General features: G+C 65.8%; 25 protein-coding genes. 15 read left to right on the top strand and 10 right to left on the bottom strand.

Annotated features, from left to right (window positions below; genetic code table 11):
- On the bottom strand, nt 1-827 hold an 827-nt coding region (locus tag NP3_RS05405), incomplete at its 3' end, for an aldehyde dehydrogenase family protein (RefSeq protein WP_157124115.1).
- A 486-nt stretch (nt 828-1,313) separates the two neighbouring features.
- Between NP3_RS05405 and NP3_RS05400 the strand changes: the two genes are divergently transcribed.
- Together NP3_RS05400 and NP3_RS05395 are read left to right on the top strand one after the other, a co-directional pair.
- A complete protein-coding gene (locus NP3_RS05400) occupies nt 1,314-1,946 on the top strand; it encodes a TetR/AcrR family transcriptional regulator (RefSeq protein ID WP_063038371.1) in 633 nt (210 codons plus the stop codon).
- Nucleotides 1,943-3,538, top strand: a complete 1,596-nt coding sequence (locus tag NP3_RS05395) for an MDR family MFS transporter (protein ID WP_063038369.1) — start codon at nt 1,943-1,945, stop codon at nt 3,536-3,538. The genes NP3_RS05400 and NP3_RS05395 overlap by 4 nt, the downstream gene beginning before the upstream one ends.
- A 70-nt stretch (nt 3,539-3,608) precedes the next feature.
- Here NP3_RS05395 and NP3_RS05390 read toward each other — a convergent pair whose 3' ends face one another.
- Entirely contained in the window at nt 3,609-4,040 is a 432-nt protein-coding gene (locus NP3_RS05390) for a L,D-transpeptidase (RefSeq protein WP_245720824.1), read from the bottom strand.
- 366 nt (nt 4,041-4,406) lie between these two features.
- Between NP3_RS05390 and NP3_RS05385 the strand changes: the two genes are divergently transcribed.
- Genes NP3_RS05385 through NP3_RS05375 form a run of 3 tightly spaced genes read left to right on the top strand, consistent with a single transcriptional unit; the run spans nt 4,407 to nt 6,989 of the window.
- Complete coding sequence (locus NP3_RS05385) at nt 4,407-4,730, top strand: hypothetical protein (protein WP_063038365.1); 324 nt, start codon at nt 4,407-4,409, stop codon at nt 4,728-4,730.
- On the top strand, nt 4,727-6,016 hold the full coding sequence (locus NP3_RS05380) for a hypothetical protein (protein WP_063038363.1): 1,290 nt from the start codon (nt 4,727-4,729) through the stop codon (nt 6,014-6,016). The genes NP3_RS05385 and NP3_RS05380 overlap by 4 nt, the downstream gene beginning before the upstream one ends.
- Nucleotides 6,003-6,989: a DUF8176 domain-containing protein gene (locus NP3_RS05375; RefSeq protein WP_063038361.1), complete on the top strand. Its 987-nt coding sequence runs from the start codon at nt 6,003-6,005 to the stop codon at nt 6,987-6,989. Before NP3_RS05380 ends, NP3_RS05375 begins: the two co-directional genes overlap by 14 nt.
- 57 nt (nt 6,990-7,046) lie before the next feature.
- Here NP3_RS05375 and NP3_RS05370 read toward each other — a convergent pair whose 3' ends face one another.
- Nucleotides 7,047-7,556, bottom strand: a complete 510-nt coding sequence (locus tag NP3_RS05370; RefSeq protein WP_245720823.1) for a GNAT family N-acetyltransferase — start codon at nt 7,554-7,556, stop codon at nt 7,047-7,049.
- A 324-nt stretch (nt 7,557-7,880) separates the two neighbouring features.
- Between NP3_RS05370 and NP3_RS05360 the strand changes: the two genes are divergently transcribed.
- A complete protein-coding gene (locus NP3_RS05360; RefSeq protein WP_063038357.1) occupies nt 7,881-9,524 on the top strand; it encodes an acyl-CoA synthetase in 1,644 nt (547 codons plus the stop codon).
- A gap of 4 nt (nt 9,525-9,528) precedes the next feature.
- Here NP3_RS05360 and NP3_RS05355 read toward each other — a convergent pair whose 3' ends face one another.
- Complete coding sequence (locus NP3_RS05355; RefSeq protein ID WP_169814445.1) at nt 9,529-10,257, bottom strand: SDR family NAD(P)-dependent oxidoreductase; 729 nt, start codon at nt 10,255-10,257, stop codon at nt 9,529-9,531.
- A 188-nt stretch (nt 10,258-10,445) separates the two neighbouring features.
- Between NP3_RS05355 and NP3_RS05350 the strand changes: the two genes are divergently transcribed.
- A complete protein-coding gene (locus NP3_RS05350) occupies nt 10,446-11,483 on the top strand; it encodes an AraC family transcriptional regulator (protein WP_245720822.1) in 1,038 nt (345 codons plus the stop codon).
- A 144-nt stretch (nt 11,484-11,627) separates the two neighbouring features.
- The gene (locus tag NP3_RS05345; RefSeq protein WP_063038353.1) at nt 11,628-12,323 is read left to right on the top strand and encodes a DUF5134 domain-containing protein; all 696 of its coding nucleotides are present in this window, start codon (nt 11,628-11,630) and stop codon (nt 12,321-12,323) included.
- Between the two features lie 21 nt (nt 12,324-12,344).
- On the opposite strand, the gene NP3_RS05340 is transcribed toward NP3_RS05345, so the two are convergent.
- Nucleotides 12,345-13,286 carry an amidohydrolase family protein gene (locus NP3_RS05340; RefSeq protein ID WP_063038351.1) on the bottom strand — a complete coding sequence of 314 codons (942 nt, stop codon included), beginning with the start codon at nt 13,284-13,286 and terminating at the stop codon, nt 12,345-12,347.
- A 58-nt stretch (nt 13,287-13,344) separates the two neighbouring features.
- Between NP3_RS05340 and NP3_RS05335 the strand changes: the two genes are divergently transcribed.
- On the top strand, nt 13,345-13,839 hold the full coding sequence (locus tag NP3_RS05335; RefSeq protein ID WP_063038349.1) for a MarR family winged helix-turn-helix transcriptional regulator: 495 nt from the start codon (nt 13,345-13,347) through the stop codon (nt 13,837-13,839).
- 19 nt (nt 13,840-13,858) lie between these two features.
- On the opposite strand, the gene NP3_RS05330 is transcribed toward NP3_RS05335, so the two are convergent.
- From NP3_RS05330 to NP3_RS05315, 4 genes are all read right to left on the bottom strand, one after another.
- A complete protein-coding gene (locus NP3_RS05330; protein ID WP_063038347.1) occupies nt 13,859-14,560 on the bottom strand; it encodes a PhzF family phenazine biosynthesis protein in 702 nt (233 codons plus the stop codon).
- Nucleotides 14,561-14,602: 42 nt separating this feature from the next.
- Nucleotides 14,603-17,881: a DUF4132 domain-containing protein gene (locus NP3_RS05325; protein WP_063038345.1), complete on the bottom strand. Its 3,279-nt coding sequence runs from the start codon at nt 17,879-17,881 to the stop codon at nt 14,603-14,605.
- A gap of 133 nt (nt 17,882-18,014) precedes the next feature.
- Nucleotides 18,015-18,554: an alkylhydroperoxidase, AhpD family gene (gene ahpD, locus NP3_RS05320; protein WP_040692625.1), complete on the bottom strand. Its 540-nt coding sequence runs from the start codon at nt 18,552-18,554 to the stop codon at nt 18,015-18,017.
- Nucleotides 18,555-18,604: 50 nt separating this feature from the next.
- On the bottom strand, nt 18,605-19,192 hold the full coding sequence (locus NP3_RS05315; protein ID WP_040692624.1) for a peroxiredoxin: 588 nt from the start codon (nt 19,190-19,192) through the stop codon (nt 18,605-18,607).
- Nucleotides 19,193-19,306: 114 nt separating this feature from the next.
- Here NP3_RS05315 and NP3_RS05310 point away from each other — a divergent pair, with 114 nt between their 5' ends.
- The gene (locus tag NP3_RS05310) at nt 19,307-20,221 is read left to right on the top strand and encodes a hydrogen peroxide-inducible genes activator (protein WP_063038343.1); all 915 of its coding nucleotides are present in this window, start codon (nt 19,307-19,309) and stop codon (nt 20,219-20,221) included.
- A gap of 9 nt (nt 20,222-20,230) precedes the next feature.
- Here the strand turns inward: NP3_RS05310 and NP3_RS05305 are convergent, their stop codons facing one another.
- Nucleotides 20,231-20,665, bottom strand: a complete 435-nt coding sequence (locus NP3_RS05305; RefSeq protein ID WP_063038341.1) for a MarR family winged helix-turn-helix transcriptional regulator — start codon at nt 20,663-20,665, stop codon at nt 20,231-20,233.
- A gap of 85 nt (nt 20,666-20,750) precedes the next feature.
- Here NP3_RS05305 and NP3_RS05300 point away from each other — a divergent pair, with 85 nt between their 5' ends.
- The 5 genes from NP3_RS05300 (at nt 20,751) to NP3_RS05280 (ending at nt 23,869) form a co-directional block, all read left to right on the top strand.
- Nucleotides 20,751-21,596 carry an NAD(P)H-binding protein gene (locus NP3_RS05300; protein WP_063038339.1) on the top strand — a complete coding sequence of 282 codons (846 nt, stop codon included), beginning with the start codon at nt 20,751-20,753 and terminating at the stop codon, nt 21,594-21,596.
- 148 nt (nt 21,597-21,744) lie between these two features.
- On the top strand, nt 21,745-22,206 hold the full coding sequence (locus tag NP3_RS05295) for a gamma-glutamylcyclotransferase family protein (protein ID WP_084508198.1): 462 nt from the start codon (nt 21,745-21,747) through the stop codon (nt 22,204-22,206).
- A gap of 49 nt (nt 22,207-22,255) precedes the next feature.
- Nucleotides 22,256-22,846 carry a TetR family transcriptional regulator C-terminal domain-containing protein gene (locus NP3_RS05290; RefSeq protein ID WP_063824691.1) on the top strand — a complete coding sequence of 197 codons (591 nt, stop codon included), beginning with the start codon at nt 22,256-22,258 and terminating at the stop codon, nt 22,844-22,846.
- 88 nt (nt 22,847-22,934) lie between these two features.
- Entirely contained in the window at nt 22,935-23,669 is a 735-nt protein-coding gene (locus tag NP3_RS05285; RefSeq protein ID WP_063038338.1) for an SDR family NAD(P)-dependent oxidoreductase, read from the top strand.
- Nucleotides 23,669-23,869, top strand: coding sequence for a tautomerase family protein (locus tag NP3_RS05280; RefSeq protein WP_063038336.1), 201 nt, complete (start codon nt 23,669-23,671; stop codon nt 23,867-23,869). Before NP3_RS05285 ends, NP3_RS05280 begins: the two co-directional genes overlap by 1 nt.
- Nucleotides 23,870-24,087: the final 218 nt, after the last annotated feature.

Here is a 24,087-nt window from a genome sequence, read left to right as displayed (position 1 = left end):
TTGAAATAACCCGAGGCCGCGATGCCTCTGGCGGCGGCGGCGATATCGGCGTCGGGAAACACGATCACCGGTGCTTTGCCGCCCAACTCCAGATGTGTGCGCTTCAGGCGGGCGCCCGCCGACTCCGCGACAGCACGACCCGCTGCCACCGAACCGGTGATCGACACCATCTGCGGGGTCGGATGCGCCACCACCGCCGCACCGGTCACCCGGTCACCGGTGACCACGTTGAGCACGCCTGGCGGCAGGTGCTCGGAGGCCAGTTCGGCCAGCATCACCGTGGTCACCGGGGTGGTGTCGCTCGGCTTGATCACCACGGTGTTGCCAGCCGCGATCGCGGGAACAAATTTCCAGACTGCCATCATCATCGGGTAATTCCACGGCGTCACCTGCCCAATGACGCCGATCGGCTCCCGGCGGATCCACGATGTATGGTCCGCCAGATACTCACAGGCCGATTTACCCTCGAGTACCCGTGCCGCGCCCGCGAAGAATCGGGTCTGGTCCAGCATCTGCGGGATCTCCACGGCCGAGGTGAGGTGGTTCGGTTTTCCGGTGTTGCGACCCTCGGCCGCGACAAGCGCGTCGGCGGCGGTCTCCAATTCGGCGGCGAAATCCAGCAATGCCTTCTGGCGATGCGACGGCGTCCAGCGCTTCCAGTCCTCGAACGCCCTCGCCGCAGCTGCGTACGCGTTGTCGATGTCCTGTTCGTTGGACGCCGGGGCGGTGCCGTACCGATCACCGGTGGCAGGGTCGACCAGTGCCATCGTCGCACCGCCGACCGAGTCGACGAGCTTGCCGTCGATGAAGTTCTGGACCACTGTCATGCTGCCTCCTCGGTTGCTCTGTTGAGTCGACAAATCTCTGGCGTGGGACGTTCGGTCGACTTTCTGGTCGCGGTCGCCTACTACAACGTGTTCGGCATAAATATTTCGATGTAATCGACGCTGAATGGGTTGAGTTTACGCCTCTATCGCTGACGGGGACGACAAAATTGGAGCCTTACTTATTTGCCGTGAACTGAATTGTTTCGCCTTGCATTGCAACGACTTCCGGCCTCGCTGCAATATTGTGATTCGAGTTTCCTGAAAAGTCGATGGGTCATTGCCGCTGTGCCCGGGTTTTCCGGCAATTCGGGTATGAGCTCATGGGAGACGGCGCTCGCTCGGGTTGCGCGTAGCTGGTTATTCGCTTTCGGTTGGCGGTGGGTCGTTCGCGGCCGGTCGGGCCGGAGTCGTTCGGCCTCGCGGCGCTACCTCCCGCCTTGAATTTGCAGTTTCTGAAAAATTGCAGTTTGTGCTACTTTGGCGGACATGTCCAAGGTCGAGCGCCCGATCGGGTTGCGGGAGCAGAAGAAACGCCAGACCGAGCTCGATCTCTGTCTTGCCGCGCGTCGGCTCGCGGTCGAGCGCGGGCTGGACGCGACGACCGTCGAGGACATCGCTAGAGCGGTCGGGGTCTCGCCTCGCACGTTCTTCAACTACTACGAGACGAAAATGGATGCGGTAGTCGGGCCGGTCGGCGAGATCGGCACGCCGGAGTTGCGCGAGCAGTTCATCGCGGGCGGGCCGAGTGGCGTGCTGATGGACGATCTCACCTGGTTGTTCGTGCACGGCTTCGAATCCGAAACCGAGATGCGCGAGGGCATCACGCTGGTTACCGAGATCATCAAGACCGAGCCGCGGGTGCTCGCGGCCTTCGTCGCCTCGGGCGCCCGGTTGCAGAGCGTGATGACCGACCTGCTCTCGGCTCGGCTCGGCAGTGCCGTATCAACCGAATTCGCCGGTCTGGCAGCGGGATTCATGACGACCATCGCCACGCGGGCAGCGATGACCACGGTCGGAGATCCGACCGCGTCGCTGGCGGCGGCAGTACGCGAACACTGCGCAATGGCCGCGCGGCTGTTCGAACAGCATGACGGGAAGAAGGAGAGACGCAAGAGATGACCATTACGGCTGAATCGCCGCCCGAGCCGATTATCCTGACCCAGAAGCGGATCTGGCTCATCTTCGGCGCACTGATCGCGGGGATGTTCCTGGCCAGCCTGGACCAGACCATCGTCGGCACCGCGATGCCGACCATTGTCGGCGATCTTGGCGGCATCTCCCATATGGCTTGGACCGCAACGTCATATCTGCTCGCGACCACCATCATGATGCCGATCTACGGCAAATTCGGCGATCTGTTCGGGCGGCGCTGGCCGTTCCTGTTCGCCATCACGATTTTCACCGTGGCCTCCATCGGCGCCGCCGCGTCGACGAGCTTCTGGGAGTTCATCACCTTCCGCGGTCTGCAGGGCGTCGGCGGTGGTGGTCTGATGATTCTGGCGCAGGCCATCATCGCCGATGTGGTGCCCGCCAAGGATCGCGGCAAATATATGGCTCCGATGGGCGCGGTCTTCGGCATCACCTCGGTCGCGGGTCCGCTGCTCGGCGGCTTCTTCGCCGATCATCTCGGCTGGCGCTGGTGCTTCTGGATCAATGTGCCGATCGGGATCGCCGCACTGTTCATCGCCTTCCGCTACCTGAGCATCCCCAGCCACCGGCCCAAGACCCGGCCCGACTATCTCGGTGTGGTGTTGATGTCGGCCGCGACCACGCTGCTGATCCTGATCACCGACTGGGGCGGCAAGCAATACGCTTGGGGCGGGGCGGTTATGGTCAGCATGATCGCGGCGTTCGTCGTGGTGGTCGCTGCCTTCGTGCTGGTGGAGGCGCGTGCGGAGGAGCCGATGCTGCCGCTGTGGTTGTTCCGCAATCGCACCTTCGTGCTGACCTCCGCGATCGGCTTCGTGGTCGGCCTGGTGATGTTCGCCGCCCTCGCCTTCATCCCGACCTATCTCCAAATGGCAACGGGCGCTTCGGCTTCGGTCTCCGGTCTGTTGCTGATTCCGATGATGGTCGGTCTGATGATCGCATTGATCGCCTCGATGACGATGATTACCAAAACCGGCCGGTACAAGCTCTATCCGCCCCTTGGCGCGGTTTTGATGTTCGCGGACATGCTCTGGTTGACCCGCCTGGACGCGGACACCCCGATGTGGGTCGTTTCCGCCATGCTGTTCGTCATGGGGGCGGGCCTCGGTCTGATCATGCAGATCATCGTCCTGGTCGTCCAGAACGCCGTGGCCCCCGACCAAATCGGCACCGCTACCAGCGCCAACAACTATTTCCGCGAAATGGGCGGCGCACTGGGCGTGGCGATTTTCGGCTCCATCTTCACCAACCGTTTGACCGAAGGCCTCACCGATGTCTTCGTCTCCCACGGGCCCGAAGCCGCGGCGGCGAAGCTGGATCCGGGCGCGCTGGTGCCCTCGGTGGTCAAGCATCTACCCGACGGCCTGCACGACGCCATCGTCGGCGCCTACGTGGACGCCTTGGTCCCCGGCTTCTGGTACCTGATCCCGGGCGCGGTAATCGCCTTCGTGCTCGCGCTGTTCATTCCCCATATGAAGCTCTCCGATGAAGCGGGCATGGTCGCCCGCGGCGAGGCGGTCATGGAAGAAGACGCGGATCCGCAGCTCGTCGGTGAACGCTGAGGCAGGCGAGGCGGACATGAGAAAGGCCCGGGAGGAATCCGCCCGGGCCCTTCCATGCGCAAATCCGGTGTCATGGTACGACTTCGACCACGTCGCCGGGGTTGAGATAGCGGTATGTCGCTTCGGCGCCCTCGGGAGTCATCCGGATGCAGCCGTGCGACTGCTCCTCGATGGGGCCGATGTGGGTGGCGATATCGCCGTTGAAGAAGACCGCCCACTTCATCGGAGCGTTGTGCATGGTGCTCCAGAAGTCCTCCCGCTTGAACGCGACCTTGAAGACGCCGGGCGGTGTCTCATACCCGGGCCGACCGTGCGAGATCGGCGTCGGACCGTAGGTGACCTTGCCGTTGTCCATCAGCCAGGCTTCATTGGTCGACAGCCGCATGCACATGCGTGCGGTGGTGCCACACGGTGCGACGATCGGAACCGGCGGGATGATCGCCGGAGTGCCGATATCCGGTCCACCGGGCCACAACGGTTCGGCCTGTGCCGTCCCCGCCATCAGGAGACCTGCGGAAACGGCACCGACGAGTAAAGCGGATCTGACCGACCAGTTTCGAAAACGTTTGCTGTTCTTCACGCTTCTGACCCCTCTAACCCTTGCCGGCACCCTGCGCGGGGATCGCCAGGGTGATGATGGGACCAACTCCGTCGCGACAAGCATAGAACCGGCGCGAGGTGAAAGTGATCAATTCCGCATTCGACCTAGGTCTCTGCGGAACCGGACCGGTGTCGGCATAAGCGACCGATCCGGCGGCATAGACTCCAGCGGAACGAAAGGATCCGCGCGCGCATTGCCCGGGTCCCAAGTACGCTCGGAGTGTCGAAATATGACGCGACAGATTGGTTTCCGTATTAAGGGGGAACAGTGGACGCGCTGAAGCTCGACCCGGCGGCGATGGCCGCCTACACCACGATCGCGAATACGGTGTCGCAACAGCTGGCCTCCGCGTCGGCGGTCGCGGGTGGCGCGGTGAATCCCGAGCGGCTGGTCGCCGACCTCGGTCAGGTCGGTGCCGGATTCGTGGCCCGGTTCACCGAGAAGGTGAACGAACATGTGCAGGCGCTCTCGACCGCAGGGCAACTGGTCGCCGCCTACGGGCAGGTGCTGCGCGACTACAGCGCGGACATGCAGGGTATCGATGTCGATTCCGCGGGCGCCCTTGCCCGGCAAGGAGAGGCGCTGCCATGAGACGACTGCTTCGACGGCGGCCCGCGAGCAATGCGGCCGATACTCCTGCCAGCACGCCCGTCGATCCGAATGTGGATCCGCCGATCGTAGCGGCGCTGGTCGAGCCGCTGCTGCAATTGCGGGCTTCGCTCGGCAGCGGCGTCGCGACTCCGGACCAGTCCGTCGTCAACGCGCTGTCCACCGCGTCCACCCAGGCCGCCGATGCCGAGGGCCCGCACCGCGAGGGCCTGCACGCCCTCGAATCGACATGGACTTCCCGCGCCGCCGACGATGCCGTTCCGGCATTGCGCACCACGCAAACTCAGATCGGTGATATCACCGATCGCGGACCCGAATACCTGTCGGTGCTCGGCGATGCCCATGCCACCAGCGCCCGTGCCGCGCAGAAGGTGGATCAGATCATCGCGGACTTCCGTCGCGACGCCAAGCAGATCATGAGCACCGCGAGCGCGTCCTCGGATTCCGACGCGGTGATCGCGCGAGCGACCCAGGCGCTGCGCGACGCGGTCACCGCGGTCAGCACGGCGCAGTCGGAAATGGATGACCACACCGCGCGGTTGGATGCGATGGGACCGCTCACGGTGACCACACCGCAGGGCGTCGGCACCACCCAGCAGACGGTCGTGCCGGGTACGACGAACGGCGTGACCACGGCGGGCGTGACCACGACGACGCCACTTGATCCCGTGCAGGCGGCCCAACTCCAGTTGCAGCAGTACCTGATCAACGCGGGCGTTTCGGTCGGCACCGCGGCCATCGATGCCGGGGTCAATATCGGCACCCACCTGATCGATAAGATCGCCGAAGTCGGCACGCACGCCATGGATACCGTGGCCGCGTCCGCGGACAAGGTCATCGATAAGGCGATTCCCGAACTCATCCACCCGGGTAGCACTACGAATTCGCCGTCGGGCGGTGACAGCGCGAGCAAGCCCACGAATGTCATCGACTTCGGTGGTAAATCGGGGCAGTCGTCCAAGCCCGCGCCGAATATCGGAACCAACTCGGTGATCCCGCCGAGCATGGACGGCCCGACCGCGACGAAACCCGCACCCGCACCCGCGCCGCAGGCACCGGCCGCGAGCGCGGACACGCCGCCGTCGCGCCCGTCCGGGCCGGAACCGACGAATCAGCCCGGCACCACCGGTGGTCTGGCGATGCCGCCGTCGTCGCAGTCGGATGAGGACCGCCGCCCGCGCGACGGTCAACTCGGTGTCACCGTGCCGACCGTATTGGCGACCGTCCCGCCTGCGGTGATCGGCGAATTCGACGATGACGAGCTCTGATTCCGGCTCCTCGAGCCAGAACCAGGGCAATCCGTTCGACACCGGACTGCCCATGGTCCGGCCTGCCGCTCCGGCCCCGAAGCGGCGCCGCCGTCCGAACGCACGCCGCGGTTCGGGCCAGCCCCGGACACCGCTGGCCGATGCGCTCGATCCACCCGAGCGGCCGCGCCGTCCTCGGCCGGCCGGGGATTGGCAGGAGTGGCTCGAACCGCAGCGCCCAGCGGCGACGCCACCGGAGGCGAATCGCAGTCGGCCTCCGGCGCGCGCGGTCGAAGCCGAGTCCGAGCTACCGGCGGAGACGAGTTCCGTCGTACCGACGATCATCGATCGCTCCGGTGGCAATCCCGGTCCGGCACTGCGGCATCCGCCGCGTCGTCGCGATCCGCAGCCGACCGGCGGTGGCAACCGAGTTGTCGCGGTGTTGATCGTGCTCGGCGTGGTGCTGGCGGTGGTCTCGGTGCTGATGTTCGTCTTCGGTGGCTCCGGCGATCACAAGCGACCGGCCGCGGCGACAACACGGGCGGCCGCCCAGGGAACTGGTGGGCGCGCTCCAGCGACTACGGCACCCGGTGACCAGCCGTCCGCGGTCGCCACCCCGGGCTGCGAACAGCGGCGCACCGGTGATGTCATCTCCGGCACCGATCCCGGCGGCACCAGCGATGGGCCGTCGGCGATCCTCGCGTTCGAACGTGCCTACTATGTGCAGCGTTCCGGATTCGCCGCGCGCGGCGTAGTCGCCAATGATGCGAATGTGCCCGCCGCCGACCAGATTCAGCGCGGAATCAACCAGGTACCGATCGGCACACTGTACTGCGTGCAGATCACCCGCGCGGGCAGCGATGCGGGGGAGGCGCATTGGGAGGTCCGGCTGACCCAGCAGCGTCCGGGCGAGCAGCCACAGACCTTCACACAGATCATCACGACGCGAACGGCGGGCAATCGCACGCTGATCACAGCGATCAACGCGGGCTGACGGTCCGATCCACCAGGCTTCGATGGGTGCTGGAGGTCTGCTGTCCGGCGCGTGGAATCAGAGGATGCGCGTCATGAAGACGCTGTGTGGATCCTCGACGTAGTCGGCGAAGGGTGCGCAGATCTCGAATCCGTGGCGGGCATATAGCCGCTGTGCGGGGGCGAAGTAGTCGGAGGCTCCGGTCTCCAGGCTGAGCCGCCGGTAGTTGCGTGCGCGGGCCTCGGCGATGAGACGGTGCAGCAGGGCCGAGGCGATGCCGCGGCCGGTGCGATCGGTGGCGGTACGCATCGACTTGATCTCGCCGTGGGTGGGGTCGAGTTGTTTGAGTGCGCCGCAACCAGCGAGTTCGGCGTCCTCCCAGGCGCTCCAGAAAGTGACGTTCGGGCCGCGGAGCGCATCCAGGTCGAGTGCGTGCACGCTGTCTTCGGGCGAGTTGTCGTACATCTCGGCCAGATGCTGGGTGAGCAGGGTAGCGACTTCGGGACCGGACAGATCATCGACGACGATCCGCAGCGCGGCGGCGGGTGCGGTTGGCGTCGGTAGGCGGTCGCCGATATCGCTGAACATCCGTCCATCATGGATTGTGCCTGCGTCGGACCTGCTGTCTGGGTCGGTGTTCGACGAATCCGCCGGAGACCCTTTACTGTGAGGGCACTCGCCCTCACCTAGGTGGACAACGATGCCGAAACTCGAGAAGTACGCGCTGCACACGGATCGTGCGCTGACGGGGCGGCGCCGACAGCCGGTACCCTTGGGCGCCGTCGTCAGCCGAGCCGGGCGCCCCGCCGTTTTCAGACGAATCGGCCGCACGGACGCGGTGTCAGAATCGGCTGCGGCCGAAGGGATTCGGGTCGGCGAGCAGTACGGCGAGAATGGCGTCAGGATCGAATCATGAAGTTTACGAACAAGGTCGGGGCGCTGGCCGCGGCTGCGGCGCGGCGGGCCGCCGATGAGACCTACTACGCCGCGTTGACTGTGCGTGCCGGACTCGCGACCCCCGAACGCCCGGATCGACTCGCCCTGATGGGCGCTGCGGTGCTGCGCTCCGGACTGCTCGGCGGGCTGACAACGGTTGCCGCCCTGCGCTATCGCGATCGCGCCGCGATCATCGATGAACTCGGTCGCGTCAGTTTTCGTGAACTCGACGAGCGCAGCACCGCGCTCGCGAATGCCTGGCGGGCGCGCGGACTGCGTGACGGCGAGGGTGTCGCCATCCTGGCGCGCAACCACCGCGGCTTCCACTACGCGGTCTTCGCCGCCGCGAAATGCGGTGCGCGAATCATCCTGCTCAATACCGATTTCGCGGCGCCGCAACTGCGCGAGGTGGTGACCCGCGAGGGTGCCGATCTGCTGATCTTCGACGACGAATACGCGAGTATGCTCGGCGATTTCACACCGCGCCGGGGACGCTACCGTGCCTGGGCGGATAAACCGGGCGTCGACACCATCGACAATCTGATCGCGGGTGCGGCGCGCACGCCACCGCGTAGGCCGCGCACCGCCCCCCGCATCATCCTGCTGACCAGCGGGACGACCGGCACCCCGAAAGGTGCGCCGCGCAGCAGTGAGCCTGCCTCACTGTCGCCGCTGGGCGCCATCCTCGGCAAGGTCCCGTTCCGTGCCCGCGAAATCACCGAATGCCCTGCGCCGCTGTTCCATACGCTCGGATTCGCGCACGCCGTCCTCGCGGTCGGCTTCGGTTCCACGCTGGTGATCCGGCGGCGCTTCGATCCCCGGGAGGTGCTGGACAGTCTGGACCGCCACGGTGCCACGGCCATGGTCGCGGTGCCGGTGATGCTGCAGCGACTCGTCGACGCCGGACCGAAAGCTTCTGCCGGGCGCGATCTTTCGCGGTTGCGGATCATATTCGTCGCGGGCTCGCAGCTGGGTGCGGACCTGTGCATCCGGGTGACCGAGGCATTCGGGCCGGTGGTGTACAACGTGTACGGATCCACCGAGGTGGCCTACGCGACTATTGCGACACCCGCGGATCTGGCGGTCGAGCCCGGCTGCGTCGGCTCTCCGGTGCCGAGTACCACCGTGAAGATCTTCGACGACAACGACCGGGAGGTGAGTCCCGGCACTACCGGGCGCATCTTCGTCGGCAACAACTACCAATTCGAGGGCTACACCGGCGGCGGTGACAAGGCGCGCATCGGACGGTTGATGTCCACCGGGGATGTCGGCCATTTCGACAGTGCCGGAAGACTTTTCATCGACGGACGCGATGACGACATGATCGTATCCGGCGGCGAGAACGTCTTTCCGGGCGAGGTCGAGGAACTGCTCGCCGCACATCCGGCCGTGGCCGAGGTCAGCGCATTCGGCGTACCGGACGATCGATACGGTCAGCGCCTGCGCGCGGTAGTCGTTGTTCGCGAAGGGCATTCGCTCACCGGGGACGAGGTGCGCGAGCACGTGAAGACGCATCTGGCGCGCTTCAAGGTCCCGCGTGACGTGCTGTTCGTCGACGAACTCCCGCGCAACCCCACCGGAAAGGTACTCAAACGGGTCCTGCGGGAGCTCCCGGCCTGAGGGCTCACATACTGCCGAGCATCCGCCGCATCGTATGACGCAACTGCGCCGGATCCGGCATCGCGGTACGGAACCACCCGGTCGGCGGTACCACCACCAGTCCGCCGCGCCGGTGTTCGACGCAGTCGACGATCGCGTCCGCCACCGCCTCCGGATCGGGTGCGTACCCCGGCGCGATGGTGCTGACCAGTACGCCCTGTTCGGCGAGTCCGCGATGCAGTGCGGTGCCGAGTCCGACCACCGCATGCTTGGTCGCGCAGTACACCGCGGCGCCGAGCGCGGCCGTGACGCCGATGGCGGAACCGATATTGACGATATGTCCGTGGCCCTGTTCGACGAAACGCATTCCGGCGAGCCGGGATCCGGTGATCACCGCACGGAGATTGATATCGATCTGCCGATCCGATTCGCGATCGGATTCGGCTAGAAACGAACCGGTTGGTTCGACATCGGCGGCATTCACCACGACATCGAGACCGCCCAGCCTGCCTTCGGCGGTCTCCAGGAATTCGGCGAAACGCACGCCGTCGGTGACCTCGACGGGAAGGCCGACGGCGTCGGCCCCATGAATCCGGTTGAGCTGGGCGGTGATTGCACGCACTTTGCCGATGTCCGCGTCACCGATCGCCACATCGGCACCGACGGCCAGGAAGGCCAATGCGGCCTCCTTGCCGATACCGTAGGTGCCGCCCGTAATCGCGACGCGCGTACCGACAAGGGTCTTTCTCGGCATGTTGTTCTCGCCTACCTTGGTCTTCGCTCGACGATAGCTATGACGGTAGGTATGCGATGGTGCGGTTGCCATGCGATATCGGGTCAGGAGATTGCGCATACCGGTCAGCTCGGGCCGAACTCGCTTGGTGTATACGATGTTCGGCCAAAACCTTGCGAGTGTCGGCCAGCAGCGCTCACGATGTGTACGTGGCCTCATGGGAGTGGCGGCGGTCGGTGGCGAATGCGGCGATCCTTGCCGAGCTCGCCGATGATCACAATCTGACGCGCGCGGACCTCCTGTGTGGCACCGGTATCGATCCGGTGACGTTGAAAACGCCCGGCGCGGAGATCACTGCGGCACAGGAACTTCTACTCGTCCGCAATCTCGTCACTTTGCTCGACGACCAACCGGGTCTGGGCTTCGAAGCGGGTATGCGCACGCGCATCACGACCCATGGCGTACTCGGTATGGCGGTGCTGAGCAGTCCGACCATGCGTTCGGCCATCGATGTCGCGATGCGCTACTTCAGCATGATGACCTCGTTCGCGCGGGCCTGGCACGTCTACCACGGTGACGAGATCTGGCTCTACGGCGACGATCGGGATCTGCCCGCAGATGTGCGCGCCTTCTTGGCCGAACGAGATGTGGCGGCCCTGCTCTACAACTGGTATCTGGTGTTCGGGGTGCCGCCGCCGGTGGTGCGGGCCGAGGTCGCCGGTGGGCTGCTGTCCCGAATGCGGCCGATACTGGAGCAATTCGAGATTCCCAGCATCGAAGCCCCGGAGCTCCAGCTCGCGATTTTCGACGCCACCGATATCGATCGACCGATGCCCAATGCCAGCCCGCTCACCGCGCTGATGTTCGAGGAACAGTGCGCCGATCTGCTGCAGCGCCGAGGTTTGCGGCTGGGCTTTGCCGGTTCGGTGCGCGAGGTGCTGCTGCATCAGATGAACGGGCGCATCACCCAGGAGGATGTGGCTGAACGCCTGCACATGAGCCTGCGCACAATGCGACGCCGACTAGCCGACGAGGGCACCTCTTACCGCCGACTGTGCGTCGAAACCTACGGCACCCTCGCCGAGGAACTACTCGCCACCGGTCTCACCGTCGAGGACGTCGCCTACCGCATGGGCTATTCCGGCGCCCCGAGCTTCTCCAACGCCTTCAAACAATGGCGCGGTATCTCGCCGGGCCGCTTCGCCCGCGCCGCCACCGAGCGCCTGCGCCCCAGCGTCGCGCGCTAGCCCGCGCATTACTTTGGCCACCGCGCCATTTCAGCGCGGCGACCAAAACTGGTGGCGGGCTGCTGTGTGTGGGTCGAGAAGGGGCTTGGCTGTCGGGAAATGGCGGCGGGTGGGGTGTCGTGGTGCGAGCATGGAGGGGAGGACATGGGTCGGGAGGTGGGTGTGGTGGAGTTCGCGCAGGAGTATGCCGCCTTGCGGTGGTCGGTGGTGGTGGCGTTTCTGTTCGCGGCCGCGGTGGTACTCGGTCGATTGGCGGCGCCGGACGGCGTCGGTGGGGCCGAACCCGTTCGCCTGCAAGCGGATTCGGCTGGCATGAATGCGGCGGCATGTCATGAGTCCGATGCCGCCCATCTGATCATGTGCATGGTCATGCTTGCGATGCTGATCTTTCCGATGGGAGCGGATCCGGTCGTGCTGCGCGGTGTGCTGATCGCGCTCATCATCGTCTTCGCGGCGTTACTGGTGGTTCGAATTATGCAGTGGAGCAATACGACTCGCGTGCTACCCGATGATCGAATCATCGCCGTCGGATATCACATCGCCGTCGCGGCCGCCATGCTGTACTCGATCACGGGACACGGTGCGGGCATGCACGTCGACGGGCCGGCCCCCGGACCGGCACTGGCACTGACCGCGCTATTCACCGCCGATGCGCTCGCCTTGATCGTCGCGGCGAGTACCGGTCGTTGCCGACGCTGGCTCGGCCACCCGATCGGCATCCGAACCGGCCCGCAGCAGTCGGCTTCCTTCGTCGCCCGCGCACTGACATCCGCGATCGTGCCGCATATCGTCATGGACCTCGGCACGGCCTACATGCTGATCGCCGCCGTCTCGGGATAGGCCGCCCGCGTCGCTGTCCGATCAGGCGGCTGCGAGACGGGGGAACAGGGCCTCGGCGCTACCGCGATTGATCGCGTCGAGCTGGCCGGGTTCGAAGCCCTCGTAGCTCTCCAGCAGAGAGTCGAGGAGATCGCCGCTTCCCTCCGGGGCGAAGGGAAAGTCGCTGCCATAGCAGATGTGTCCGGGCGCGGCGAAGGCCAGCAGGGAGGGGAGGGCGGATGGCGTGGTGGACAGTGCGGTGTCGAAGTAGAAGCGCTGCAGATCCGTCAGAATGCCCATGGACGTTGTGCCGGGATTGAACTGGGCGCCTCCGGTGAACCGCCAGGCCGCGTAAGGCAGGAAGCCGCCCGCGTGCGAGAGGATCACCCTCATCCGTGTGTACCGGCTCATCACGCCGTTGAGCGTCATATGTACGGCGGTGCGGGTGGTGTCGAAAGGGAAGTCCAGCAGGGGACTCGGCATGCCCTCCAGCATCGGCATCGGCGGGGCGGTGGGGTGGATGAAGACCACCGCGGCGCGAGCGTCGAGCTCGGCCCAGAGCGGCTCGAACTCCTTGTGGCCGAGGTAGCGGCCGTAGTAGTTGGATAGCAGTACCACACCGTCGGCGTGCAGTTCGTCCAGCGCGTAGGAGGTTTCGGCGATCGCGCCCTCGATGTCCGGTAGCGGGAGACTCGCGAAGAAGCCGAAGCGGTCGGGCCGGTCCTCGGCCAGCTCCGCGCTGTACTCGTCGACGTCGCGGCTGATCGCGCGGGCCTCCGCGTCGTCGCCGAAGTGGGTGCCCGGTGAGCTGATCGAGAGGATGCCGGTCGTGATCGACCGGCGGTCCATCATCGCGATCGCACTCTCGGCGTCCCAGGCGGGTGTGGGCCAACCCCCGGCCGTCTCTCCATGGCGGTCCATTGCTTCCCGGTAGGCAGGCGGGATGAGGTGCTGGTGGACGTCGATCCGGGATGGAGAGGCCATTTTTCGCTCGCTCACTAATGTTTAGCTTGCTAATTATTGTGATGCTAGGATAGCAGGCGTGGCAAACACCGGCAATGTCCAGCAGATCGCGACGGATGCTGACGTAACCGGGGAGGAGATCGCGCAGGCGGCCGACGCACTGTTCGTGGCCATGCGGCGGGCCCGTTCGGCGGGTGCCGAGCAGATCGGTGGACTCTCGCTTGCCCAGGTCGCACTCCTGGAACCGCTGGCCGGGGAGGCGGACATCCCGGTGGGACGGCTGGCGAGCAACGCGGACGTCAGCGTGCCCACCGCCACCCGTATGTTGCAGCAACTGGAGGCGAAGGGTGTCGTCGTGCGCCGCCGATCTCCAGAAGACGAGCGGCGAGTACTGGTGAGCCTGACCGACGACGGCGCCGAGCGGCTCGCTTTGCTCCGGACCCGGCTGCGCGAGCGCCAGCTGCGAGCCTACGAGGCGTTCATGCCCAGCGAACGGGTCCAGCTCGTCGCGCTGCTGCGCCGCCTCGCCGAACTCGTCTCCGATTCCGACGGCCATTCGCGGCCGCCGGAATAGGTCGTCGGATACTCGCGGTCTACAGGTTGACGACCGAGTCGGCGACTACGCGGCCGCCGAGTCGGACCCAACCGTCGGAGTCCCATTCGGTGAAGATCTGCGAGCCCTTGCCCTGGGTGATGATCAGGCCGCGGCGTAGCAAAGCGGTGAGGGCGACGGCGGCGGCTCCGGTGGCTTCGTCCTCGGGTACGCCCATGGCGGGGGCGAACATGCGCGAGCGCAGGGCACCGCGGTGCTCGTCGGTCCAGGTCCAGAGGTAGTGCGAGCCGCTGTCGAAATCGTCGGGGCGCAGATTCGCCAGCTCGTCGAGGTCGTCGAGCTGGTGAAAGGTGAAGTCCGGGGCCCATTCGCCGCGCGCCTTGATCCAGACCATGCCGTCGGAGAGTTCGACGGCGACGGGACCCGCCGACACCTGCAGAATCCGCACTGGCCGCCCCTGCTCGGCGAACCACCACGCGGTGCCCACCGACGGATGCCCGGCGAAGGGCAGCTCCACCGCGGGGGTGTAGATCCGCACCTTGGCGACCTCGTCGACGGGATCCTCGACAACGACGGTCTCGCTGTACCCCGCCTTCGCCGCCAGCGCCTGGTGGTCGACCTCGGCGACATCGGCGGCGCGAGCGATGCCGAGCTCGTTGCCGCCTCGACCGGTCGGGTCCGTGAAAACGCGCACGACCTCGACCCGCGTACCGATGGCCTCTGGTTCACCCTGTGTGCCCATGTTCGCGAGCCTACCGGCCCCCAAAAGGTCCAGGAAGTGCTGTCAACGCGGGCCGCAGAGCCAGGCGAGGTCACGCAGGATTTCCGACACGGTCACCGGGCCGAGGTCGGCGAAGGTAGGGCCATTGCGGCCCGCGAGCGCGGCGTACCTGAGCTCGTGCACGGGAGCGACCGGTTCGAACGGCTCCATGCCCGGATCGATACCGATACTGAAAACCCGGTCTTCGGGGAGCCGCTTGTCGAAGGTATCGATGCGACCGCCGTCGCCGCGCTCGGGTGGATTCCAGCCGCGGTTGGTCAGGCCGTGGATACGGCCGAGGGGAACAGTGGCATTCGCCGGAATCGGCACCGAGGAACTGGCGAGCAGTTCCGGATCCGGATGGTGCACCTCCCGGCCGATCTGTGGAAAGGGTTGCAGGAGTTCGTAATCGGCGAGCACATCGGCCCAGGCGGCGGTCGGCTCGGCGCCCAGGTGGAGGGGATGGGCGATACCGATGACGGCACCTTCGGCGACTTCGAATGTGACGTCCTCGGCGTCGGCGAAGGTGTTGTCCTCGGCGATGCGGAACGAATCGAGCACTTGGCCGTCGCGATAGGTCGCCCAGATCAGGCGGCGAGTCACGTTGATGCGCACCGGATGTGCGATGAACAGGGTGCGCAGTTCGTCCAGGGTGAAGCGGCGTTCGGTGACCATGGCGCGTTCGAGCCGCCGGATCTGATCGGCGGCGAACTTCTTGACCGACTTGCGGATCGAGCGATAGGTCGCGGTCGCGTCGGCGGCCGAGTACTCGTCGTCGCGAACTCCGGCCTTGGGCAGTGCCTTGTAGCGGGTGCCGTCGATGCCGGAAATGATGGGGCGCAGCTGTTCATCGAAGCCGAGCACGAATTGACGCGGCCCGAAGTCCAGCAGCGCGGTACCGTCGGGACGCAGGCCGAGATCGGGAACCAAGCGGTCGGCGAGTTGATCTTCGCTCAAACCCAATTCGTCCGCGACATCGGTGACCCGGATCTGCGCCGCATCCCGGACCGCCGAGCTTCGGCCCTTCTCGTTCAAGGTGACCAGCGCCGACAACGCGTGGTCGGTGCCGATGGCGGCGAGGGTGTCGAGCGCATTGTCCTTGGCTCCGCTCCAGAGGATATTCGGCAGCAACTCCTCGACCGTCTCGTCATTTCCGAAGGCAGCCAGCACTTCCCAGACCCAGCTGTCCTTCGACGGCGCACCCGCCCTTGTCCACTGGCCGTGGATCGCACCGGCCGCGGCGGCCAGACTCGCCGCGTCGCAGTCTTCGCGGACCCGTGCCAGCGCGGCATGTGGCGCACCGGGTTCCGACAGCATCATGAACGTCACGAGATTGGCGACCGCCTCGGGCGGCAGCGCGTGGCCGCTTAGCCCGATCGCGGGCAGCTCCGAAATCGACAACCATTGCGGGAGAGGGGGAATCCGGGCGGGCACGATCTCGGCGGGATCGGTATCGAGCAATTCGCGCACCGCCGCGGTGGCGTCATATGCAGCGGCCGCATCAATAATGGCATCGGTGTGACCGAGTGTTACTAGGGTGCGCAGAGCCGCGGCATGCGTGCGTCTCGCCTTGCGTGCCTTGCCGATCGCTCCCGGAATGAACGCGGTCGCGGCGTAGGCGGGATGGCGGCGCAACCAGTCCAGCGCGATGCGGCGGCGCGAGCGCATACGCAGCCAGTCCACGACCAGTTCGGCGACGGCCGGACTCTCGAAAGGGGCGATCGCCGCGGCGTGGTCGCGCGGTCGCTTCGTGACGGTATCGACGACCAGATCGTGCGTAGCGGCGCCGTGTTTTGCCGTGAGTGCGAGCAGGGGAGTGGCGGACCAGAGTCCCCAGCCCACGGTGCTGGTGCGAAGGTACGGTTCCGCGATCGCGAAGTCGACCTGGGCGAGTGCGTGCAGTGTCCAGTCGTTGACGGAGTCATTGCCCGGCGGAATGCGCTCCAGCCGCTCGCCTATCTCGTCCTCGGACAGCGTGCCGACGCTGTCGAGCCATTTCTCCCGTTCGCCATCGCGCCACGAAATGGCGACGCCTGCAGGAACTTCGAGCGCGACGGCGGCAGCAGGCCTGCGACGCGGTCGTTGCCATGGCGGTGTGCTCAGGATCGCGGGAACGAGTTGGGCGGGAGTCGCATCGACCGTCCGCTCTTCGGGCAGACTCTCGGTGATCAACTGCTGTGCGGATTCGGGCAGTTCGTCGCGCATGGCGACGGCGAGTTCGGGATGGCGGCGGACGTGCTGGCAGAAGTCGGCGGCGTTCTCCTGCGGGGTGGTCCGCGCACCGAGCACACGCATGGCACGAGACGGAAACCGTTCGGTCGAGGCGAGCAGCGCCGCGGCGGTCACATTGCGCCACGAATGCCTGGCCAGGAAGTCCATCGCTGCGTCAGTGGGGAGGCGGGCGAGCATGCGCGACAGAGTCTCCGGTCCCGGAGCGGAGCTGTTGCCCTGACCCGCCTCCCACAGCCGAGTAAGGACCGAAGTGGCGTCGGGGCCGAGATGTGCTGCGACACTGTAGATCAGCGACTTGTTGTCGCGCAGCAGATGCCAGTGCCAGCCGAGCAGATCGAGGATGCGGTGCGCGTGCGCCGAATCGGTCACCGAGGCGAGCAGGAATATCGATCCGAAGCTGTCGGTGAGTTTCGGATCGGCGAGATCGGTTGCGACCCAGTCCTGTTCGGTGGGGAACAGGTATGAGGTGAGCAACCGGATCGCGAGCGGCCCGCGACGCAGCTGCCGTGCCTGGTCGAGCGCGTCGGCGTAGTCCATCGCCCCGGCGGCGGCCAGCAGGGTGCGCAGTCGCCGGACCAGGGTGGCGGGCGGGTCGCAGGGACTCGACACCAGAATACGATTCGATTGCCCGCCCCAGGTATTCGATGCTTGCGCGTGAATGCCGCTGAGCGCGGCCACGGTCGCCACGGCACCGCCGAGACCGTGGGTCGCGACCAGATAGTCGGCGAGATCTGTGTGGTCGTCGTAGTAGCGGCCGAGGGCACGGGCATCCCAAAGCATCGCGTCCATGCCGATCGCGGCGCACACGGCCGCACCGAGCGGGTCTGCCCGCCGATCTTCCAGGTATCGCGCACCGCGCTCGGCGAGTACCTGGTGCGAGCCGGAATGGCTCAGGATGGCGCGGATCCGATCCGCGGACTGCGCCAACTTGTCGGAGATGGTCTGTGCCGCAGCCGTATTCACGGCAATCTTGCGTGCGGGCCATCGGCCGCGGAACGGATCGGTTTTCGACCACCAGGCACCGGGTACCACCCAGATGTCCTCATCGGTCGGCGGCGTGTGGACAGCCATCGGCCCTGCTCCCTTGTTCACGAGGTGCGTATCGCGGACAGGCTAGCGAGCCGCTCCGACACGTGCCGGTCGTCGCGGAACGGCAACGGCCCCGTCCATTCGGACGGGGCCGTTGCGTATTTCCGGCGAGATATCAGACCGCGGCGGTGGCCAGCGTCTCCGTGGATTGCACGGCCTGGCCGACACCGGCGACGATCGCGGCGGCGCGCAGCGATTCGAAGATCACCTCACGCGAGACACCCGCCTCGCGCAGGGTCTTCTCGTGCGCCTCCAGGCAGTGCGCACAGCCGTTGATCGAGGAGACCGCGAACGACCACAGCTCGAAATCGGCCTTGTCGACGCCCGGGTTGCCGATGATGTTCATCCGCAGACCGGCACGCAGATCGTCGTAGCGGCCCTCCAGAAACGCTTTGCCCCGGTAGAACACATTGTTCATGCCCATGATCGAGGCGGCGCCGAGTGCGGCGTTGTAGGCCTCCGCGGACAGATTGTCCGCGGCTTCCTCGGCGATTTCCCGCAGCGTCGTCGCCGACCGGGTCGCGGCCGCCGACGCGAGCAGCGTGCCCCACAGCTGCTGTTCGTTCAGCACGGTGGTGCGTGCGATGGACGACAGATTGAGCTTGAGGTCCTTTGCGTACTCGGGAAGGGAGTTCTTCAGGGTCTCAATGCTCATTCGGCGAATCCTCTTCTCGTTCGGGGGTTTTCAGGTGGTTCGGGTAATGCTCAGACGCTCGCGGCGAGCAGTTCGCCCGCGTTGATGGTCGGATCGCCCTTCTTCCAGTTGCAGGCGCACAGCTCGTCGGACTGCAGTGCGTCCAGCACGCGCAGCACCTCGTCGACATTGCGGCCGACCGAACCCGCGGTCACCGAGACGAACTGGATCTCGTTGTTCGGGTCGATGATGAAGGTGGCGCGGTCGGCGACGCCGTCGGCGTTGAGAACGCCGGTGGCGGAGGCCAATTCACGCTTGAGGTCGCTCAGCATCGGGAACGGGAGGGTCTTGAGATCCTCGTGCTGGGCGCGCCACTGGAAGTGCACGAACTCGTTGTCGACCGAGGCGCCGAGCACCTGCGCGTCGCGGTCCTCGAACTCCTCGTTGAGCTTGCCGAAGGCGGCGATCTCGGTCGGGCACACGAAGGTGAAGTCCTTGGGCCAGAAGAAGACGATGCGCCACTTGCCGGCGTGGTCGTCGGAGGTGATGCGGGTGAAGTAGTCGTCAGGCTGCTGAGCGTCGACCTTCGACAGGTCACCGCCGATCACCGCGGTGAGGTTGTATGCCGGGAACTGGTCGCCGATGGTCAGCAAAGCCATGCTTGTCTCCTCGTCAGTCGGTTTGCTAGAGCGAGTGGATCGAAAAGCTCACTGGTGATCTTGCCCAAAGGTCGGTGAAAGGTAAACGTGATCAGTCGCACTACACTGATAGGCGTGACTGATCAGACTTATCAGCCGACCCTGTCGCAGCTGCGTGCGTTCGTAGCGGTCGCGGAGTACCGCCACTTCGGCACCGCGGCCGCGCGGCTGAGTGTGAGCCAGCCCACGTTATCGCAGGCACTGGCCGCATTGGAACACGGGCTCGGGCTGCAGCTGATCGAGCGCAGCACCCGGCGGGTGCTCGTCACCGCCGCGGGTACGCGGCTGCTGCCGCAGGCGACGGCGACCCTCGAGGCGGCCGATCGATTCGTCGCCTCGGCGACCGGTGACAGTCTGGGCGGCACCCTGCGGATCGGCATCATTCCGACGGTTGCCCCATATGTGCTGCCGGATCTGCTGCCCGAATTGCGCAGGGTATTGCCTGCTTTGAATCCTCAGGTGATCGAGGACCGAACCGCCCGGCTGCTGGAGGGACTGCGCACCGGCGTCCTGGATGTGGCGCTGCTCGCGCTGCCGACCGAAGCGCCCGGCCTCGTCGAGATCCCGTTGTACACCGAGGAATTCGTCCTGGTGACGCCGCGCGGACACGAGCTGGCCGGTCGCACCGATATCGCACCCGCCACCCTGGACGCGCTGCCGCTGCTGCTGCTCGACGAGGGGCACTGCCTGCGTGATCAGACCCTGGAGTTCTGCCGCTCCGCCGATGCCCATCCGGGTGCGGTCGGCGATACGCGTGCCGCGTCGCTGGCAACCGTGGTCCAGTGTGTCGCGGGCGGTCTCGGGGTGACGTTGATTCCGGAGATGGCGGTCGCTGCCGAAACCGCGCGCGGCACATTGGAAACCGCGCATTTCGCCGCTCCCGCTCCGGGTCGCACGCTCGGTCTGGCGTTTCGCGCATCGACGGCGCGCGCGGATGATTACGAACGGCTGGCGGAGATCATTCGGTCCCAGCGGCCCGCAGCGATGTGAGTCTGCGGATCAGGATGCGACGTCGCCGAGGAGTTCGGTTGCGGTGCCGTGGATTTTGCGCAGGGCGCTCATGAGATGACGCCGTTCGGTGGGGGTGAGGGCGGCGGTCACCTTGTCCTCCAAGGCTTGTCGCTGTGCCTCGATCGGCTGTTGGAGGGCGCGGCCCTTATCGGTGAGCCAGAGGCGGACCAAGCGGTTGTCGTGGTCGTCGCGACGGCGCTCGAGCAGTTCCGCGGCGGTCATCCGGGTGGCCATTTTGACCACCGTCGGGGTGGTGACGTTCAGCGCGGCGGCAACCTCGCCCGGGGTGCGCCCGTCCTGCTCCCATAGCAGGGCCAGGACGTAATTCTGGCCCAGATGCAATCCATGCGTACGCATTTCGCGGTCCGCGAGTGCGCGTAGCACCTTCGAGCTGCGGCCGTGTAGGTCGAGGAATTCGGGCATCTGTCGATCTCCTTGGCTGTTGACGGATAGATCATTAGCCGTCTAACGTTCTAATTCGTTAGACGGCTAATGATGTGGAGATCTGATGATAGTGGTCACCGGTGGCACCGGAAATATCGGTCGTGAACTCGTCGGCGAACTCACTGCAAGAGGGGCGGAATTCCGTGTTCTCGTGCGCGATCCGGCCCGTGTCGCGGATCCGGGCGGGGGTGAGTTGATCGTCGGCGATCTGGACGATCCGGCAACCTTCGTGCCCGCATTCGACGGTGCCGACGCGCTGTTCCTGCTGGTGCCCGGCATCGGCCTGGAGCACACCGTCGATGCGGTGAACGCGGCGCGAGCGGCCGGAGTGCGGCATATCGTGCAGTTGTCGTCGTTCAATGCGATGGGCGATCCGGTACCGGCCATGGGGCGTTGGCATCTCGAGCGCGAGCGGATCGTCGCCGGATCCGGCATACCGGTGACCGTGCTGCGGCCCGGTGGATTCATGACGAATGCGCTGGCGTGGGCGCAGACGATCCGCTCCGGCGGCGCGGTCCTCGATCCCACCGGGCCCGGTCGTTACGCCCCGATCGACCCCGCCGATATCGCCGCGGTGGCGGTCGAGGTCCTCACCGGCGACGGCCACCACGGCATGACATACACCCTCACCGGCACGGAAACCTTCACTGTCGCAGAACAAGTCACGACCATCGCCCGCACGATCGGTCGCGCCGTCGAGGTGCACGAGGCGGCCACACCGCAGGAGGCTTTGGAATCCCGCTATCCCGGTGGTGCGCCACCGGCGTTGGCGGCGGCGATCGTTGAGGGGTTCGAGTTGATGCGCGCCGATACGGTGGGGTTCCGTACCGACACGGTGCGTGAGCTGCTCGGCAGAAGTCCGCGGACGTTCGCCGAATGGTGCGTACGCAACGCCGATGCGTTCGTGTGAGGACGCTGTTCGGGTGCGGTAATCCTCTGGCTCGGTCGGAGCGTCCGGCCACCTCGGCGCTGTCGGGTGAGTAGCCACCCCCAGTTCCGACGCGGGTCTATCGGATCGTCGGGCGTAATCTCCGCTGATAGGCAGTTGGAAAGGGTTCATGGTGGATGACTCGGGTGCCGATGTGTCGACCGAGCCGGGACAGCGGCTCGGTCGCTCGATCGCGAACGGCGATCAGCTGTTCGTCTACGGAACATTGCAGTTTCCGGAGGTGCTGGTCGAATTGGTCGGGAGGTGTCCGGAATTGGTGGCGGCGGAGCTGACCGGGTGGCGGGTGGCGGCACTGCCGGGGCGGGTTTATCCCGGGCTGGTGCCCGCCGTGGGCGGGGTTGCCCGGGGTGCGGTGTTGTCCGGGCTCGACGCGCGGGAGTGGGCGGTGCTGGATGCGTTCGAGGATCACGAATACGAGTTGCGGCGGGTTCGCCTCGGTTCGGCCATGTCGGCGTGGACGTATGTGTGGACTTCCGTTGTCGCGCAGGATGATTGGTATGCCGAGCACTTCGCTGCCGAGCATCTGAGTGCGTTCGTGGCGCGGTGCGCCGAGTGGCGTCGGCTGCTGTGAATCAAGGTCGGATTCGCTATTCCAAGACGACCGGTCATATATTAACTCTGTGGCGCGACCCCGACGCAGTGATGACACTCGGCAGCTTCTGGTGGAGCAGGGCGCTGCCGGGTTCCTGACGAACGGCTATCACGGGACCGGTATCAAGCAGATCCTGGATGCGGTCGGCGTGCCGAAGGGTTCGTTCTACAACTACTTCGACAGCAAAGAGAGTTTCGGGCAGGCCATCATCGACCATCATTCGCTGTGTGTGCAGCGGAATTTGGCCGAGGCGCTCGGGACTTCGCCGGATCCGGTCGCCGGGTTGCGGGAGTTCTTCGGGCGGCTCATGGATGATTTCGTGCGGGCGGAGTTCACCGGCGGATGCCTGATCGCGAACCTCGGCGGGGAACTCGAGGGCAGTGAGGTGCTACGGGAATCCTTGGCGGGGGCCTGGAATTCCTGGCGCGACGGGGTGGCGGCGGCATTGCGGCAGGCGCAGGAGCTCGCGACGATTCGCGACGATATCGACGCCACGGAATTGGCCGATCTGCTGTTGGAATCGTGGGAGGGCGCGGTGATCAGGATGAAGATCCAGCGCTCGCTCGAACCGCTGCACAAGTGTTTGCGTCGACTGCTGGATGACTACTTTCGACCCTGACCTGTAGGTATTGCCACTTTGGTGGCCTTATATCTATTCCAAGACGACCGGTCGTATCGGGTAAGTATCACGAGAAAGAGAGAAAAATATGGTCAAGACGGTCATCGTCACCGGATCCTCCAGTGGGATCGGGCGCGATATCGCTCGGGCCTTCGTGGAGCGTGGTGACAATGTCGTGCTCAACGGCCGGGATGCGGACAAGCTCGTGGCGGTGGCGGACTCGTTGGGCGAGCCATCGAGGTTGGCGGTATTCGCCGGTGATATCGGCACGCCCACAACGGGTTCCGAGCTCGTGCGCCTTGCGGTGGAACGTTTCGGTCGCGTCGATGTGCTGGTGAACAATGCCGGGATCTTCGGGGTCAAGCCGTTCGTCGATGTCACCGAGGCGGATCTGGACAGTTACCTGAACGGCAACCTGAAAGGGACCTACTTCACCACACAGGCCGTCGTGCGTCAGCTGCGAGCGCAGAAAAGCGGTGGCAGCATTGTGAATATCGGGACGGTGCTGATCAACCACGCGCTCGCGGGGCTGCCCGCATCGGCCGCACTGGTCAGCAAGGGCGGCGTCCACGCGTTGACCACGAGCCTTGCCGCGGAACTCGCCGCGGACGGCATCCGGGTCAATGCCGTCGCACCCGGCATCATTCGCACACCACTGTTCGGTGACGGCGACGAAAGCGCCTCGGGCCGACTGGCTTTGCTCAACCGAATCGGTGAAGTGAGCGAAACCACCGCAGCGGTCCTGTATCTCGCGGACGCCGCCTTCACCACCGGCCACATCTTCCCCGTCGACGGCGGGTTCATCTCGGGAAGGGCCGCATAATGCCTTACGTCAATATCAAGGTCGCCAACGAGGGTGTCACGCGAGATCAGAAGACCCAACTGATCAAGGGCGTAACCGGCCTGCTCCGTGATGTCCTCGGGAAGGACCCGGCGACCACCTTCGTCGTGATCGACGAGGTCGAGCTGACCGATTGGGGTATCGGCGGGATGAACGTCGAGGACTGGCGCAAACAGTCGTAGGTCGTGCCGCCGACCTGAGTGCTCGTTGCTGGTGGTTTGCCAAGGACTCGGGTAAGTCTGGGCGCATGAAGGCGGCCGGGTTGGGCGCAGCGGCTCCTTCGGACGCCAGCAGCGGGAGCTCGGGCTGACGGGAGCCTCAGCGTGGGCGCTCGCACCCTCGGTCGGGTCCGCTCCGTGTCGGGGGAGCGTTCTTGCCGGGTTCTGCGCGGGTGCGAATC

It is taken from the genome of Nocardia pseudovaccinii NBRC 100343, from assembly GCF_001613225.1.
In the GTDB taxonomy this organism is placed as follows: Bacteria; Actinomycetota; Actinomycetes; order Mycobacteriales; family Mycobacteriaceae; genus Nocardia; species Nocardia pseudovaccinii.
This window is presented reverse-complemented; position numbering and strand designations above follow the sequence as displayed.